General features: G+C 69.9%; 9 protein-coding genes. 4 read left to right on the top strand and 5 right to left on the bottom strand.

All coding sequences use genetic code 11. From position 1 onward, the window contains the following. Positions 1 to 127: 127 nt before the first annotated feature. The 3 genes from ACU6XJ_RS13850 to ACU6XJ_RS13860 are packed head-to-tail and all read right to left on the bottom strand — an operon-like array spanning position 128 to position 8,279. The gene (locus tag ACU6XJ_RS13850) at positions 128 to 4,876 is read right to left on the bottom strand and encodes an ATP-binding protein (RefSeq protein WP_476310728.1); all 4,749 of its coding nucleotides are present in this window, start codon (positions 4,874 to 4,876) and stop codon (positions 128 to 130) included. Further along, complete coding sequence (locus ACU6XJ_RS13855) at positions 4,873 to 6,966, bottom strand: CHAT domain-containing protein (RefSeq protein ID WP_476310731.1); 2,094 nt, start codon at positions 6,964 to 6,966, stop codon at positions 4,873 to 4,875. Before ACU6XJ_RS13855 ends, ACU6XJ_RS13850 begins: the two co-directional genes overlap by 4 nt. Further along, entirely contained in the window at positions 6,963 to 8,279 is a 1,317-nt protein-coding gene (locus ACU6XJ_RS13860; RefSeq protein WP_476310733.1) for a hypothetical protein, read from the bottom strand. Before ACU6XJ_RS13860 ends, ACU6XJ_RS13855 begins: the two co-directional genes overlap by 4 nt. Positions 8,280 to 8,571: 292 nt before the next feature. Here ACU6XJ_RS13860 and ACU6XJ_RS13865 point away from each other — a divergent pair, with 292 nt between their 5' ends. Continuing rightward, positions 8,572 to 8,850, top strand: coding sequence for a hypothetical protein (locus tag ACU6XJ_RS13865; RefSeq protein WP_476310736.1), 279 nt, complete (start codon positions 8,572 to 8,574; stop codon positions 8,848 to 8,850). 2 nt (positions 8,851 to 8,852) lie between these two features. Here ACU6XJ_RS13865 and ACU6XJ_RS13870 read toward each other — a convergent pair whose 3' ends face one another. Further along, a complete protein-coding gene (locus tag ACU6XJ_RS13870) occupies positions 8,853 to 9,617 on the bottom strand; it encodes a M23 family metallopeptidase (RefSeq protein WP_476310739.1) in 765 nt (254 codons plus the stop codon). A 30-nt stretch (positions 9,618 to 9,647) separates the two neighbouring features. Continuing rightward, positions 9,648 to 10,430 (bottom strand): M23 family metallopeptidase, encoded by a 783-nt coding sequence (locus ACU6XJ_RS13875; RefSeq protein ID WP_476310742.1) that lies wholly within the window; start codon positions 10,428 to 10,430, stop codon positions 9,648 to 9,650. A gap of 659 nt (positions 10,431 to 11,089) precedes the next feature. On the opposite strand from ACU6XJ_RS13875, the gene ACU6XJ_RS13880 reads away from it, so the two are divergent. The 3 genes from ACU6XJ_RS13880 (at position 11,090) to sucC (ending at position 14,740) form a co-directional block, all read left to right on the top strand. Next, positions 11,090 to 12,952, top strand: a complete 1,863-nt coding sequence (locus ACU6XJ_RS13880; protein WP_476310745.1) for a hypothetical protein — start codon at positions 11,090 to 11,092, stop codon at positions 12,950 to 12,952. Positions 12,953 to 12,998: 46 nt separating this feature from the next. Continuing rightward, positions 12,999 to 13,403 (top strand): cobalamin B12-binding domain-containing protein, encoded by a 405-nt coding sequence (locus ACU6XJ_RS13885; RefSeq protein WP_476310748.1) that lies wholly within the window; start codon positions 12,999 to 13,001, stop codon positions 13,401 to 13,403. Positions 13,404 to 13,570: 167 nt separating this feature from the next. After that, entirely contained in the window at positions 13,571 to 14,740 is a 1,170-nt protein-coding gene (sucC, locus tag ACU6XJ_RS13890; protein ID WP_476310751.1) for an ADP-forming succinate--CoA ligase subunit beta, read from the top strand. Positions 14,741 to 14,743 lie beyond the last annotated feature (3 nt).

The following is a 14,743-nucleotide window of genomic DNA, read 5'->3' on the forward strand; positions in this document are numbered from 1 at the left end:
CGAACACCGGCGGCCGACCTGGTCGAGGACGCGCGGTCCAGAGCCCGGATATTACTCATCGGTAATAAAAATGCTATACCGATCTCATATGCGTTCCCACGATATGGGAACAACTACCGAGCGTTCACTAGACGGTGTTACGCACGAAGAGCCGGATCTGTTCAGCCACCGCCTGCGCGGCGGCTCTCTCCTTGCCCTCCAGGTCTCGGCGGAGTGCCGCTGTGATTCTCCAGACCGCGGCGATCCTCTCGGCCTGCGTGATCGGACCCGGCAGATCCACCAACTGGGCCAGCTCACGCACGACACCTGCGACGCGGAAGATGGGCATCGACGGAAGAACCAGTACGGCGTTCGCGCCTGCGGTCATCGCGGCGATGGCGAAGTCCAGCATGCCCTGGGTGTCTTGCTCGTCCACAGCCCACGGACCATCATGAGGGGTGTTCTGAACGACAGCCAGTTCGGCGACCGGGCTGCCGAGTTGCTCCGGGCCGAACATGTCGGCACTCCGCGAAACATCCGGCTCATCGATACGCAGCATCGTGCCGGATGAGGTGGTAACCGGTCGGCCGATGAAATGTTCGATCTTGCGCCTGACGAACCGGCGCGGCGGATAGGCGGTCAGCCGGTCGCCGTAGGCTGCGCGGAGGACATCGTCGAACAGTCCGTCAGGGGCGTGCACAGTCAGACCGATCGGTTTGTCGCCGTCCGTGGAGGCCCGTTCGACCGCAGGCCACTCCCGATAGCAAACGACCACCGACCGGACAGGTACCGGGAAGCAGCGCACAACGCGTTCTTCCCACGTGTGCTCCGCGTCTTTCGCCGAACTCGTGATGATCTTGCACGGCAGTGGGCTTGTCGATGGCCTCAGGTGTGCCAGGAAGTTCGCGGACAGCTGTTCGTCTCCCCGCTCCAGCGACAGGCTCTGCTTGAGCTGATCCGGGAAAGCCGTGATGGTGACGTGGTCGACCCAGGCGGGCCTGCCTGCTGAACCAGCCCTCTTTCTCCGGTCGATCCTGGCTTCCAGGTGCGTCGCCGGGTTCGAGGCCACGTCGATCTTGGCTGGCTCGTTGAGCACCATCGCGGCCAGGACCAGCAGTACCGGGAAAAGCGGCAATCCCAATGTGGCGGCAAATGACTCCAGCACGAAATGCCCCACTGCCGCTGCTCCGCCCATCGACAGCAACAGCAGCAGGACCCCCCGCCATGGCAGCGGTGCCGTTGTCGTTGCCGGTTTGGGCAGCTTCCGCTGTTCGATGGGTGTCGGAGACGGTCCCTGCATGCCGTAGCCGGAGACGGGTGGAGGTGGTGGAGCCGGGGTAGGCAGAGCGGTCGCACCGAACAGAGCGCTTCTCATCTCGAGCCACGGAGCCCAGCGCGGGTCGCGCCTTCCCCGGTCGAAATGCAACCCGAACTCCTCGGTGTGCCTGGCCACCAGCGGAGCCAGTTCCGGCAGCTGATCCTTCGCCTTCGATGCGGCGATGCACACCACAGCCTGGAACGCGGTGACCGGATCCCGGCCCGCCGCGAAATCCACCGCTCGGCGGAGCCTGGCCTCGCCGTCGGCCTCACGGGTGGGACTCAGCACGAGGAGTTCACCGCGTTCGAGGAGGCTTCGAGCGATGTCCAGGGGCGGCGACGACTGAAGAGAACCCGGGAACCGCCATGGATGCGGTTCGACCAGGTCGACCGGGGTGGGCGTGGCGTTCTCGTGGGCGGCGAGCAACAGTTGCAGCGTCGGATGAGCCATATCCCGTTCATCCACCAGTAGTCGCGCGGCGCGAGCTTGGGCCAGCCGTTCGATGTCGGCCGAGTCCGAACCGGGATCGATCTCCAGGTGGCGCTGCGCGGTGCCCGGCTCCAGCGATGGGTCGCGCAGTCTGCGCCGCAGCTTCACCAGCGCGCTGTCCGCCGCGTGGATGGTCGAGTCCTCGGCTTGGGCGTTGCGCGCGCTCTGCCTGCGTTGCCGCAGCAGGTCGATCGCCTCCGACGGCTGTCCCGCCGTGTAGAAGCCCTCGGCCAGCGTGACGAACAGCGGCGGGATCGCATGGTGGATGGCATGGGTGGGCAGCCGGGCGGGCAGGTAGTCGTCCCGCACGTTGAGCTGTTCCGGCACGAGCGACTCGAAACCCATCCGCCAGCGCAGGCACTGGGACAGCAGCCGTTCACCGTCGATGGTGTCCAGCGCGCCTTGGGCCAGGTCCTCCAGCGCACCAATCCGCTGTGCGGGCGGATTGCCGCGGAGGTACTCCAGTTGAGTCCGGTGCAGCAGCAGCCAGATGAGCGGATTGTCGTGTCCGACAAAACCGATCTGGCGTTGGTCGTCGTCGAGAGTCGCGTCCTGCTCACCCGCGATGAGCTGTTCTTGGGCGAGATCGCGATCCACCGGCCAGTACAGCCGGGCAAGGACCACGCGAAGCGCGGTCCGTACCTGGCGTGATCGGGTGCGTTCCAGGAAGTCCTCGATCGGCCCGGCGAGGATGTGCAGTGACGCGGCAGGTGTCCGTTCCAGGATGCCTTCGGCGGCTTGGGCCACCGCACCTGACAGGTTCCCGCTTGCATTGCTGATAGCGGCGCCGAGTTCCAAGATCTCATCCGCGGTCGCGGGTCGGGTTCGGGAGGCGGCGATGCCGAGCGTGGCTTGAAGCGCGAGTTCTTCGACAGCCCCGGAGCCGCCTGGCCGGCCACCCCCCATGCCGCCTGGCCGGCCACCCCCCCTGCCGCCTGGCTGGACGTTGCCGATGCGGTCGGACACCGATCCCCAGGCGTCGGCGTAATCCTGTTGTGGGGCTTCGCGTTGGGTCAGTTGGATCGCGGTGGAGTGCAGGGCGGCGTCAAGCTCCGGGGGGACGTCGGTGTCGTCGGAGAGCGCGCCGCGCACCCGGGCGACCACGTTTCGCGCCCAGTCCCAGCGTTGTTCGGCCGCCACCCGCCGGATCAGGTCCATCCACAGGCCGACCTTGTTCGCGGGCGGTGCGAGGCGAAGCGCGGCGAGGATGTGGTCCGACGTGAGGTGCTCGAGTGGACGAGAGCGCAGCTGTTCGGCCAGTGGGTCGGCCAGGCGGGCGCGGGCGCGGTCCAGGAGATTCGCGCGTTCGGGCTTGGCGGCCCAGGCGAGCAGCCGGGGCCGAAGCAGTTCGTCCACCAGCAGGATTCGGTTGCCGGTCGCCGGGTCGTAGGTGCCCTCCACCCATTCCTGGTCGGCGAGGCGCTCCATCACGGTGCGCACCGCATCGGCCGGTTCGATCAGTGGCGCCAGCATGGCGGCGTCGAAGCGGCCCAGCAACGCCACTGCTGGCAGCAGGCGTTCCAGCGCCGGGTCGTGCAGACGCTCCACGATGCGTGCCTGGAGGTAGGCGTCATCGCCCGCTTCGGCCAGCCGTTCGGCGGTGAGGTCCGGCTCGGACTCCCACCACGAGCGGTACAGGGCCAGGTCGAACGGGTTGTACCGCAGGTCGGTCGAGGCATCGCCGAGGACGCGCCCGGCCTCGGGTGAACGGTCCAACACCGCTTCCCGGAGATCGCGCGGCATCCCCGTCGGCTCCAGGTAGAGCGTGGCCTCCATGGGGGAGAAGCCGCGCAGCTCCAACCTGGCCAGGTAGGGGCGGATACGCCGGCTCGTGCGAGCGGCCGACGGGTCGAGCGTCCAGCCGTGGCCCCCGGCGGCGAGGTGGCGCCTGCCCGCGAGCAGCACCCTGGTCTGCGGCGCCGCCTCGTGTACCTGTTCCAGCAATTGGAAGGTCCGTTCGACGGCAGGGATGTCCACTGTGGCCGGATGGAGCTTGGCGAGCTCCTCACAGGTGTCCAAGATCAGCAGCACCGGCTGCGGCAACAGCCGCAGGAAAGTCCCGAATCTGTCGATGGCCTCCCGCAGCAGCGGATCGTCCTGCGCCAACTCGGCGCCTGCCCGCGCGTCGGCCGCAGCGGAATGGACGCTCTGCGCGATGGACAGGAAGCCGTCCAGAGCACGGTTCGCGGAGCTGGTGGTCGCGTACGGCGCCAGTTCGTCGGCGAGTTCGACCAGCAGCTGCACCGGCCTGCGCACCGGGTAGTCCGGGCTGAGGTGGTCGAAGTCGACCCTGGCCAGCGACAGCGACTTCACGCCGAGTCGTTTCGCGAATTGGCCGGAGCAGAGATAGCGCACCAGCATGGTCTTGCCGACACCGCCGACCCCGATCAGGTGCAGCGCCCACGGCTCCGAGTCCACGTCCACCAGTTCGGCGATCGCCTCGTACTGCGCGCTGCGGAGCACGAACCGGTCCAGGAACCTGGCGTCCTGCCTGCGGCGGTAGCCGAGGTGGACCAGTCGGCGGGCCCTGGCGATCCCGCGGGTCAGATACTGGCCCGCCAGCGGCGCGAGGGTTTCCGCGGAGTCGAGCAGCTCCATCGCCCTGGTGAGGTTGTCCTCGGCGACCAGGTCGCGGACCGTGTCGATCAGCTGTTGCGCGTCCGGCTGGGCGTCGTTGTCCAGCACGAAGTTCGCCCAGTCGGTCACCGACCTGGCGACCTGCTCGGTGCTCAGCTTGAGCAGCCTGCCCGCGATCACGGTGGCCGTGGTCCGCACCGACAGATGGCCACGGCGCTGGATACAGGAGGCCAGCAGTTCGCTCCGGAGGTGTGCCGGGGACCAGAACACCGTGGTGTTGCCGCGGCTGCGGCGCTTCTCCGCCATTCCGGCGTAGACCGCGCGGTCGATGAGCTCCGGCAGCGGCCCCGGCGCGGGGAAGCCGACCGCCTTCGCCGAGCGATCGGTCCACGATGGCGGCAGGGCAAGCCAGAGCGCGGCTTCCTCACCGACGCTGTCGATCCAGTCCGGACGGAGGCCGGGACGGGCTGCGCGCGCAGTGGCGATCACCTCGGCGAGGTTGTCGGAGTTCACCGCATCCCCCCGTAAGCCTGCATGATCGCGAGATCATCGGTGGCGGTCAGCCATTGCTCCGCCACCGCGGCCTCTTCCAGCGCGCGGAGGGCGGAGGGGTCGTACAGCGATGGCGAGATGCGCATGATGGCCCGCGCGACCCGGCCCCACGGGTTGCCCGCGATCCTGGTGGGCGCCAGGACCCGCTGGGGGCCGTTGAGTTCGGGTTCGGGGTGCAGTAGCCAGTACTGGTAGGCCAGCAGGTCTTCCTCGGTGCCGTTGCGGTCGGCCAGGTCACGGAAGTGCTCGATGGGCAGGAAGGAGCACCAGCCGTTGCCGTGCATCCGCTCCTTCGCGGTGCGCAGTAGCATTCCGTTCGCTTCGGCGGCCTTCCCGAACAGCACCACCGGGATTTTGGGGCTGCGCTTGCCGATGCCCAGCGGCCCCAGCAGCGAGGTGAACAGCTCGGGCAGCCCCTCGTCGTAGAGGTGCACATCGTCGAGCAGCAGCAGCGGCATCGGAGTCGGCGCGAACGTCTCCGGGTGGACGGTCTTCGCGTCCGCCGCGAGGCCCAGCAGCCGAGATCGCAGTTCCCACGGTGAATCGATGTCCTCGGTCGGACCCGCGGGCAGGCCGAGTACCTCCCGGACGTCCTCGATCCGGTAGTTGACCTCCGAGGCCAACGCACGCAGCGTTTTCGGCGCACCGCCGCCGAGCGGGTCGTCGCTTGGCTTGAACGAGCCGCTGTAACACGGCACGTGCCCGGCGCGCAGGGCCGCGGCGCCGAGTTCCCGCAGCAGCCTGCTGCCGCCGAGGTGGGTGTCGGCCTGCTCGGCGTAGGCCACCACCACCGACAGCGTGTCCTCCGGGTCAAGCAGCCGCTCCAACCGGTGGAAGAACTCCAGCCGCCCGCAGAACACCGGAGGACGGTAGAGGTCCAGCAGCTTGACGTTGTTGCGGATGCCCGCCGCGGCGGCGCCGTTCACCAGAGTCACCGCCGGGTCGACCCGGACCCCCGTGAACAATGCGGGCAGCGCCCAGTCGATGGTGTCGCAGGACTGACCTCCCGCGAGAAACGCCGCGCGCCTGCCCACGGCCACCGCGCTGGTCAGCGGCCGACCGCCGCCGATGGCGTCCGCGACCGCCCTGGTGAACACCCGGCAGGCGGTATCGCTGACGTCTCCCGCCATCGCGACGACGATCGGGACTCCGCCGGCGACCAGTTGCGTGGCCAGCGGAGCGGCTGCCTGGCTGTGTCCATGGCCGCCCGCGTAACCGGTCTCGCAGGCGCTGAGCACCACCATCCCGGGTAGCGAATCGCTTGGGCCCAGGGCGTCGAGAAGCCGCTCGGCGGTGATCTCCTCGGTGGCTTGCGCACCAGCCTCGGAACGCATTTCCACCACGCCTTGGCGTTGGTGGTCATCCCACCGGCCGTGCGCGATGACCGTGACGATGTCGGGCCGGAACTCCCGGCAGGCGACGCCGAGTTGCTCGATGCTGGCGAACGGCAGCACCTTGGGCCGGATCGAGCCGCCGTCGCGCTCCAAGCCGCGAAGAACACCCATGAACTCCATGCCCGCGCGGATTCGCGGATCTGTCGGCTCGGCGCCGACCGCGAACAGCACCTTCGGCACGCCCTGGATGGTGGCCGGCTGCAATGCGTTGCCGTACACCACGCGGGTGAACACGACCGGCAGGTCCCGGCGCAACGCGAGGAACTCCTCACCGTCGTGCAGCAGCTCCCAGACGATGCGGTGCAGGTCGAGGTCCCCCGTCGAATGGTGCAGCCGCAGTTCCACCAGCGGCGCTTCCGCGCTCGTGGCCGCGTCCAGCATCTTCTCCCAGATGTCCTTGCCCAGGAAGGCATCGAACAGCGCCCGACCGTACGCCGAAGCGTCCTCCAGCGTCGCGCTGCGCGCGGTGATTCTCGCCGCGAGGCGGTACAGGTCGTCGGCGGTGATCGCCTCACTCGAGGGCCAGCGCCTGCCGGCCTGGTCGGTGACCATCTCGACCGGCCCCCGGTCCCAGCGCTGTTCCGTACCGGAGCTCACGCTCACCCGCCAATGCCGCGTCGGCGCCTCCCGAGGGCTCAACCACATCGTGAAGATCATCCGAGCTCCGCGGAAAACAACGCCTCGACCACGGTGTGCGCGGCCGACTCGACCGTCACGGGCGTGGGTCGGGTCGCGCGGACACCGTCGACGCGGCAGTGCGGGAGCACCGCCAGCAGCCGCTCCGCCAGCCGGTCGCCGTCGGCCCGGCCCGCCGCCACATCCAGGTGGGCCGCCACACCGCCCGCGACGCAGAGCCGCGCGGCATCCGGCGCGGGCACCGGTTTCGGCTCCGGGGCGCCGAGCAGGTCGTTGCGCCAGCGGTAGGCCGACTGCTGCCACCGCAGGGTCTGCGCCCCGATCGCGGACAGCAGCGAGTCGCCCAGCCTGCACGACAGCAGCGTCGCCGCGATGACGGGCGCCCTGTCCACCAGGCCGCGCCCCCGGTCCGGCGCGGTCGGCCGATCTGCCACCGCGATCCCCAACTGCGCCAACACCTCAGAGAGCACCGCGACCCGCACCGCAGGCGGCGGATAGGTCGGCGCCCGGGACTCCCACCGCCCGTCGCCCTCGGTGTGCTCCAGTTCGTCCACCGCCCACAGCGCTGCCGCGCCGACGGTCACCGCGGAGAAGGCATCGGCGAACAGCTCCTGGTTCCACGCCGCCCAGGACATGCACTCCCGCCGGTCGGCGCCCGCCCGCATCGCGTTGTTGTGCAACAGCGAGCGAAGCTGCTCCACCAGCCCGGAATCAAGGTCGTACTGGAGGTGGTGGCCGGTCTCGTGAGCCAGCAGCACCAGCCACCAGGGCCGCAGCACCACCCCGGCGGGCAGGCCGATCACCGGAATGGGCAGGGCCGCCACCGCCTTGGCGAGCACCTCGTCACCGGGCGCCCGCAGGTCCATCGGCGGGTCCACCCTGGCCGTCGCGGTCGCGGTGAAGCGACTGTCCACGTAGGGCAGCGGAGCGGGTGTCGGGGTGCCCGCGGCGGCGGCCCGCCACATCGGCGCCCAGCAACTCCACACCACCTCGTCCGCCGCGGCCAACACCGGCCGCAGCGCGGCGTCCCGGCGCTGGTCGAACCGGTCGGCGTACCAGCGCCACAGCCTGCGCAGCAGCGCGATGCGGCGGTCGGCGAGCCTGCACTCGTCGTAGACCCGACCGCTGGAGGTCTCCGCGGGCAGGGCGGTGAGCACACCGCGGACCTCGTGCAAGGCGGGCATGATCACCTCCCGGAGGGTGGCCAACGAGGTGTGGTGCTGCCCGAGTGCTCCGGTGGCCGCCGCCGTGGAAAGCCACTCGGTGACGTCGCGGCCCAACCGGTCGGCATCCGCCAGCGACTCGGTGATCCGCAGCTGTCCCCTCGTCCCCACGCGGCAGACCATATTGCCCTTTCGTCACGAATAGGCACGCAGGGTCATCTCACTGGCACGTTTCGTACTGCCCGTTCGGGTGAACGACCGCCGACGCACCTGATCAAGGCGTGACGATTGTCCGATTGGCGCGCGGCGACTCGACACTGCGCTGTCACCGGTTTGGGGAGGCCTGATGACACCGTGAGGATGGCGCTGTTCGCCTTCCCCGTCCTGGACTTCATCCGAAGGGCCAAGTAGCGGCCGTTTTGTCGGTGCCTTCCGTTTCAATGGCGAACGAGGGGGTATCGACGTGGAAGAACTGCTGCTGCGGAAGCTCCGGGAGCACCTCACCGGCTATCTGGACTCCGTCGAGGCACTGGTGCGAGCCGCCACGGAAGGGAGAGCCGCTTGGGGCACGGTCGGCGCGGAGACACTGCGGCTGGCCGCCGCGTGGCGGGCCGTGCTGCGGCTGCGCCACCCTGGCAGCCGTCGATGCTGCGCCGCGGGCGGCCATCCGCCCTCGCTGTGCGGGGTGTGGCGGACGGCCGTGGCCTACTTCGTCGCGAGCGACCCCGGCGCGGCGCGGTGACCCTACAGCCGCACGCCGCGGGCGGACAGCCAGGCCAGCGGGTTGAGCTTGTTGCCGCCGTCGGTCCAGATCTCGAAGTGCAGGTGCGGTCCGGTGGACTGGCCGCGGTTGCCCATGGTGGCGATCTGCTGGCCCGCCTTCACCTTCTGGCCCTCGCGGACCAGGCTGCGGTCGATGTGCCCGTAGACGCTGATGCTGCCGTCCTCGTGCTGGACCCGCACCCACAGGCCGAAGCCGCTGGCCGGTCCGGACTCGATGACGGTGCCGTCGGTGACCGAGTAGATCGGGGTGCCGATCCGGTTGGCGATGTCGATGCCGTAGTGCAGCACTCCCCAGCGGAAGCCGAAGCCGGAGGTGAAGGTGCCCGCCGCGGGGCGGACGAACTTGGGCCGCTTGGCCTCTTCCTCGCGCTCCGTCCGGTCCTTGGCCAGCTTGGCTGCCATCGCCAGCTTCTTGGCCTCGGCGGCCGGGTCGCTGCTGCGGGTCAGCGGCAGCACCTCGGGTGCGGCATCGGTGCCGCCGACCCCCATCGCGGCCAACGCGTCGGTGTCGGAGGCGAGTCGGTTGACGTCGGTCGACTCGGTGAACGGTTCCATCGTCTGGCCTGCGGCCACGAAGGCGCCCGCCGCCACGGCGGCGACGACGACCCGACCGCGCAAGGCGGGCGGTGGCGGCGGAAGCCGATGCGCGCCGCCGGTCCGCTCGCGCATCGCGGCGGTGACGTAACCGGTGTCGCTCTCCCGGCTTGGGGAACGGTGCGGAGCCAAGGACTGCCCTTTCGTTACCACGGGGGACCGCTAGAGGCGGATCCCGCGAGCCGACAGCCAGGCCAGCGGGTTGATCTTCTGCCCACCTTCGGTCCAGATCTCGAAGTGCAGGTGCGGCCCGGTGGAGAAACCGCGGTTGCCCATCGTGGCGATCTGGTCGCCCGCCTTCACCTTCTGGCCCTCGCGGACCAGGATGCGATCGACGTGGCCGTAGACGCTGATGCTGCCGTCCTTGTGCTGCATCCGAACCCAGAGCCCGAAGCCGGAGGCCGGTCCGGCCTCGATGATCGTGCCGTCGGTGACCGCGCGGATCGGCGTGCCGATCCGGTTCGCGATGTCGATGCCGTAGTGGTTCGCGCCCCAGCGGATACCGAATCCGGAGGTGAAGGTGCCATCGGCGGGCCGGACGAACAGCGGTCGCCGGGCCTCTGCCTCACGGGCAGCGCGTTCCTTGGCCAACCGCTCCGCCATCGCGATCTTCTCCGCCTCCAGGGCGGGGTCCGCGTTCTTGGCCAGCGGAAGAACTGCGGGGGCGGGGCCTGAGCCGCCGACGCCCATGGCGGCGACAGCTTCACCGCTCGCGGCGAGCCGGGTGACATCGCCGGGGTTCTCGGTGTCCAACGACTGCATGGTTTGACCAGCAGCCACAAATGCGCCGGCAGCTACAGCCGCGACCATGACCCGGCCACGCAACGCCGAGGGCGGCGGCGGGAGCCGGTGGGCGCCACTGGGGCGGTCACCGGCGCGCTGCAGCGCCTCCGTTACGAGACTGGGACTAGGTTCTCGGCCGCCGGGGGAGCGGTGTCGAGACAAAGCCTGCCCTTCCGTCTTCGGGGCGGCCTGATCGGAAACCGAGCGGGGGATCTCGGCTGGGTTGATCGGGGGTCAACCCACTCGTCCTTTGTGACCAGACCGTGACAACGGACCGCTGGACGATAACCAAGAGAGAGCGTCCGAAGCAAACCCCAGTGAGTGGGGTCGCCTGAAAGGGTGTCAAGTTGTTGCTAATGAGCGGCATTTTTCACGCTCTGTGTTATCCGGGACACACCTGCACGCCTGGAGCGGTGTGTCCGGGGTCACGCAACACCCATTTGGGTCCTATCCACATGAGTGATCCGCAAGCAAACGGGTAGCCGGGTGAGCCCCCGCGACCGCATCGTTACGCGGTCGTGCTCACCCGGCACGAAGCGGGCCGGTCCCCGACAGACGGCCGTTTCCTCAGGTCAAGCGGCTGGGCAGTAGCCGCTGCGACCTCATCCGCACTCCCCGACCATTCAGACGCGCCTTCCCCGTGGAGGTTGCTCGCGCCCTCGGATTTCTCCCGGTCGGGGGTGCTCTTCCCCTCACATACCCCGTAACGACGCGGTCCAACCCTGCATTCCGCCCGGCACCCCGCGCGAGGTCGGAAGTTTTTGGCAACCCGGTGCACAACCGAGCTGTGCTGATCCACTCCGGTTGATAGCGTCCCTGCAGTGAACGTGCCGCCCGGTCCCGCAGCAGAGCGCTCGCCCCGGCCGCACGGCAAGGCCGAGAGGCCGGGGCGGGAACGCCGAGACGGGTCCGACCTGGCAACGCCGGAGGCCTCGCCAGGCAGGCCCGCGCTCGGCCTCGGCACGCCGATCGCCTTGGCGGCCGTCGGCGCGGTGTTGTTCGGACTCGCACCCGTGGTCGGCGTGGTGTCACCCGATGTGCGACCGGCGTTCCTGTCCTGGCCGCTGCTGCTCCTGCTCGCCGCGGTGCCCCCGGTGGCCGCGCTGCTGTTGGTGAGGACCGGGCGCCCCCGGGGCGCGGCGGCGGTGCTGCTGGCACCCGCGATGCTCGCGGTCGGCCGCGCCATCGCCGATGTGCAGCTGATCGCGGGCGCGGGCCTGGTCGCCCGCCCGGAGCTGCTCGCCCCCGACACGCTGGTCGACCCGAGCCCCGCCGCGGGCGCCTACCTGCTGTTCGCCTCGCACCTGGCCACCCTGCTGGCCGGGCTGCCCGCCGCCCGCTACCTGGCGGGCTCCGCCGCGCCCCGCAAGACCGACCCGTCCAGCGTCGCCGCCTACGGGCCAGGCAGGCCGTCACCGATGCACTCCCAACTGCTCGGCCTGGTGCTGCTGCTGTCGGTGATCGCCGCGCTGGGCATCGCCGCGACGCCGCTGCGCTCCGACAACCCTTACCTGCTGCCCAGACTGCTGGTGGACGCGCCGCCCTGGGTGCTGGTCGGGGGGTTGCTCGTGGTGGTGGCGCTGCCGATCGCGGCCACCATCTCCATCGGCCTCGGCGACCACGTCGCCGTCGGCGGTGCGTTGTTCGGCCTCGCCGCCGCGATCACCGCGGTGGCGGTGTCCCCGTTGGCCGCCGCCCTGGTCGACGACCAACTGCATGTCAAAGTCGGACCGTGGCTTGCCCTCGGCGCCGCCGCCTGCCTGGTCGTGGTGGCGCTCGGCGCGGGCAGGCTCGACCGGGTCGAGGACCCGACGGACGAGCCCCGTCTGCCGGAGCAGTGGAAGCTGCAGTCCGCCGCGGGCATCGCCTGCCTGGTGGCCGGCGCCGCCGCGCTGGCCGCGTTGATCACGCCGGTGCTGTCGGTGCCGCCGGGAGTGCGGCCCTCGGCTGGCCTGTCGGCCCCCGACCACCTGCTGCTGCCCGCCGGGTTGCTGCTGGCCGTGCTCGGCGCCGCCATGCTGGTGCGCAGGCTGTCCGCGGCCGTGCGCCCGATGGTGGCGGTGGGCTGGGTGACCGCGCTGCTGGCCGCTGCCTCCGCGCTGGACACCGCCTTCAACCCCCTGCAACTGGGCATCCTCCAGCCCGCCGACGTCCTCGCCGCCGACTTCGGCCTCGGCACCTACCTGGCGGGCCTGGCCGCGGTGGCGGCGGTGACGGGCGGGGTGCTGGCCGCGCTCGCGGGCGGCGTCGAACGCGACGACGTGGACCTGACCGACCTCGACACCGACCGGCGGCTGGCCGGTCCCGCCCTGCTCGCCTCGCTGCTCGCGATCGGCGTATTCGCGCTGCCCGTGCTCCACACCGGCGACCGCAACGCCGTCGGCTACGCCTCCACCGGGCTGATCGACGGCTTCCGCATCGCGTCCTGGGGACTGTTCTTCGCCATGATCGCGGTGCTGCTGGCGAGCCTGCTGGCGCCGCTGAGCCGCCCCCGGCGGGCCGCCGCGCTGCTCGCTGGCGCCGCCTGCGTGGTGGGCGTGCGGCTGGCCGAGCTGCCACTGGCCGCGCTGGACGGCTTCGCCGTCAGCGCCGCGACCGGCGCCTGGATCGGCCTCGCCTGCATTCTGGTGCTGGCGGTGGGGATCGTCCTCGCCTTGACCGGTTCGCGGGAGCGGCTCGGCTAGTGTTCCGGACTACCGACAAACAGCCGGAGTTCAAAGGGGAACGCGCATGAGCGGGCGGATCCGCGTTGTTGTGGCCAAACCTGGCCTGGACGGCCACGACCGTGGCGCCAAGGTCGTTGCCAGGGCTCTGCGCGACGCGGGCATGGAGGTCATCTACACCGGCCTGCACCAGTCGCCGGAGCAGGTCGTGGAGACCGTGCTGCAGGAGGACGCCGACGCCGTCGGGCTGTCGGTGCTCTCCGGCGCCCATATGACGCTGTTCACCAAGGTGGTCGAGCTGCTCAGGGAGAAGGACGCCGAGGACGTCGTGGTCTTCGGCGGCGGGATCATCCCGGACGACGACATCCCGAAGCTCGCCGAACTGGGCGTCAACAAGGTTTTCACCCCGGGCGCCACCACCACCGAGATCGTGGACTGGGTCCGCGCCAACGTCGGTGGTGCCGAGGACTGAGCTTTGTGGTGCAGCCCGCAGTGAGAGGGAGCTCACCACGGGCGACGTGCCCCGTGTCCACGCAGGTCGATATGGTCTGGGCTCGTCTGACCGACGTCGTATACGTAGGGCGGAGCTCGACCCTTCTCACGGGACCACCGGGCCGCCCATTCAGATGGAGACTCGCAGTGGACCTGTACGAGTACCAGGCGAAGGATCTTTTCGCCGCCCACGATGTCCCGGTGCTGCCGGGCGATGTGGCAACCACCCCCGCCGAGGCTCGGGAGATCGCCGAGCGACTCGGCCAGACCGTGGTCGTGAAGGCTCAGGTCAAGACCGGTGGGCGGGGCAAGGCGGGCGGCGTGAAGCTCGCCGACTCCCCGGAGGAGACCGAGACCAAGGCCGAGGCCATTCTCGGGCTGGACATCAAGGGGCACATCACCCGCAGGGTGCTGGTGACCCCCGCCTCGGACATCGCCGAGGAGTACTACGTCTCCTTCCTGCTCGACCGCGCCAACCGGACCTTCCTGGCGATGGCCTCGGCCGAGGGCGGCATGGACATCGAGCAGCTGGCCGTCGAGCGGCCGGAGGCGCTGGCCAAGCTCCCGATCGACGCGATCAAGGGCGTCGACGCGGCCAAGGCCAGGGAGATCGCCGAGGCGGGCAACTTCCCCGCCGAGGTCATCGACGACGTGGTCGACGTCATCGTGAAGCTGTGGGCGACCTTCGTGGCAGAGGACGCCACCCTGGTCGAGGTCAACCCGCTGGTGCGCGACCCGCAGGACAAGATCGTCGCGCTGGACGGCAAGGTCACGCTGGACGAGAACGCCTCCTTCCGCCACCCCGAGCACGCGCAGTTCGTGGACAAGGACGCCGAGGACCCGCTCGAGGCCAAGGCCAAGGAGAAGGACCTCAACTACGTCAAGCTCGATGGCCAGGTCGGCATCATCGGCAACGGCGCGGGTCTGGTCATGTCCACGCTGGACGTGGTGGCCTACGCGGGTGAGAAGCACGGCGGCGTCAAGCCCGCCAACTTCCTCGACATCGGCGGCGGCGCCTCCGCCGAGGTGATGGCCAACGGTCTGGACATCATCCTGCACGACCCCGACGTGAAGTCGGTGTTCGTCAACGTCTTCGGTGGCATCACCGCCTGTGACGCGGTGGCTAACGGCATCGTCAAGGCGCTGGAGATCCTCGGCGACGAGGCGGCCAAGCCGCTGGTCGTGCGGCTGGACGGCAACAACGTCGACGAGGGCAGGCGGATTCTCGCCGCGGCCAACCACCCGCTGGTTACCGTGGTGGACACCATGGACAACGCGGCCGACAAGGCCGCTGAGCTTGCAAGCGCAGGGGCGTGAGGC

This window comes from Actinorectispora metalli (assembly GCF_056323685.1).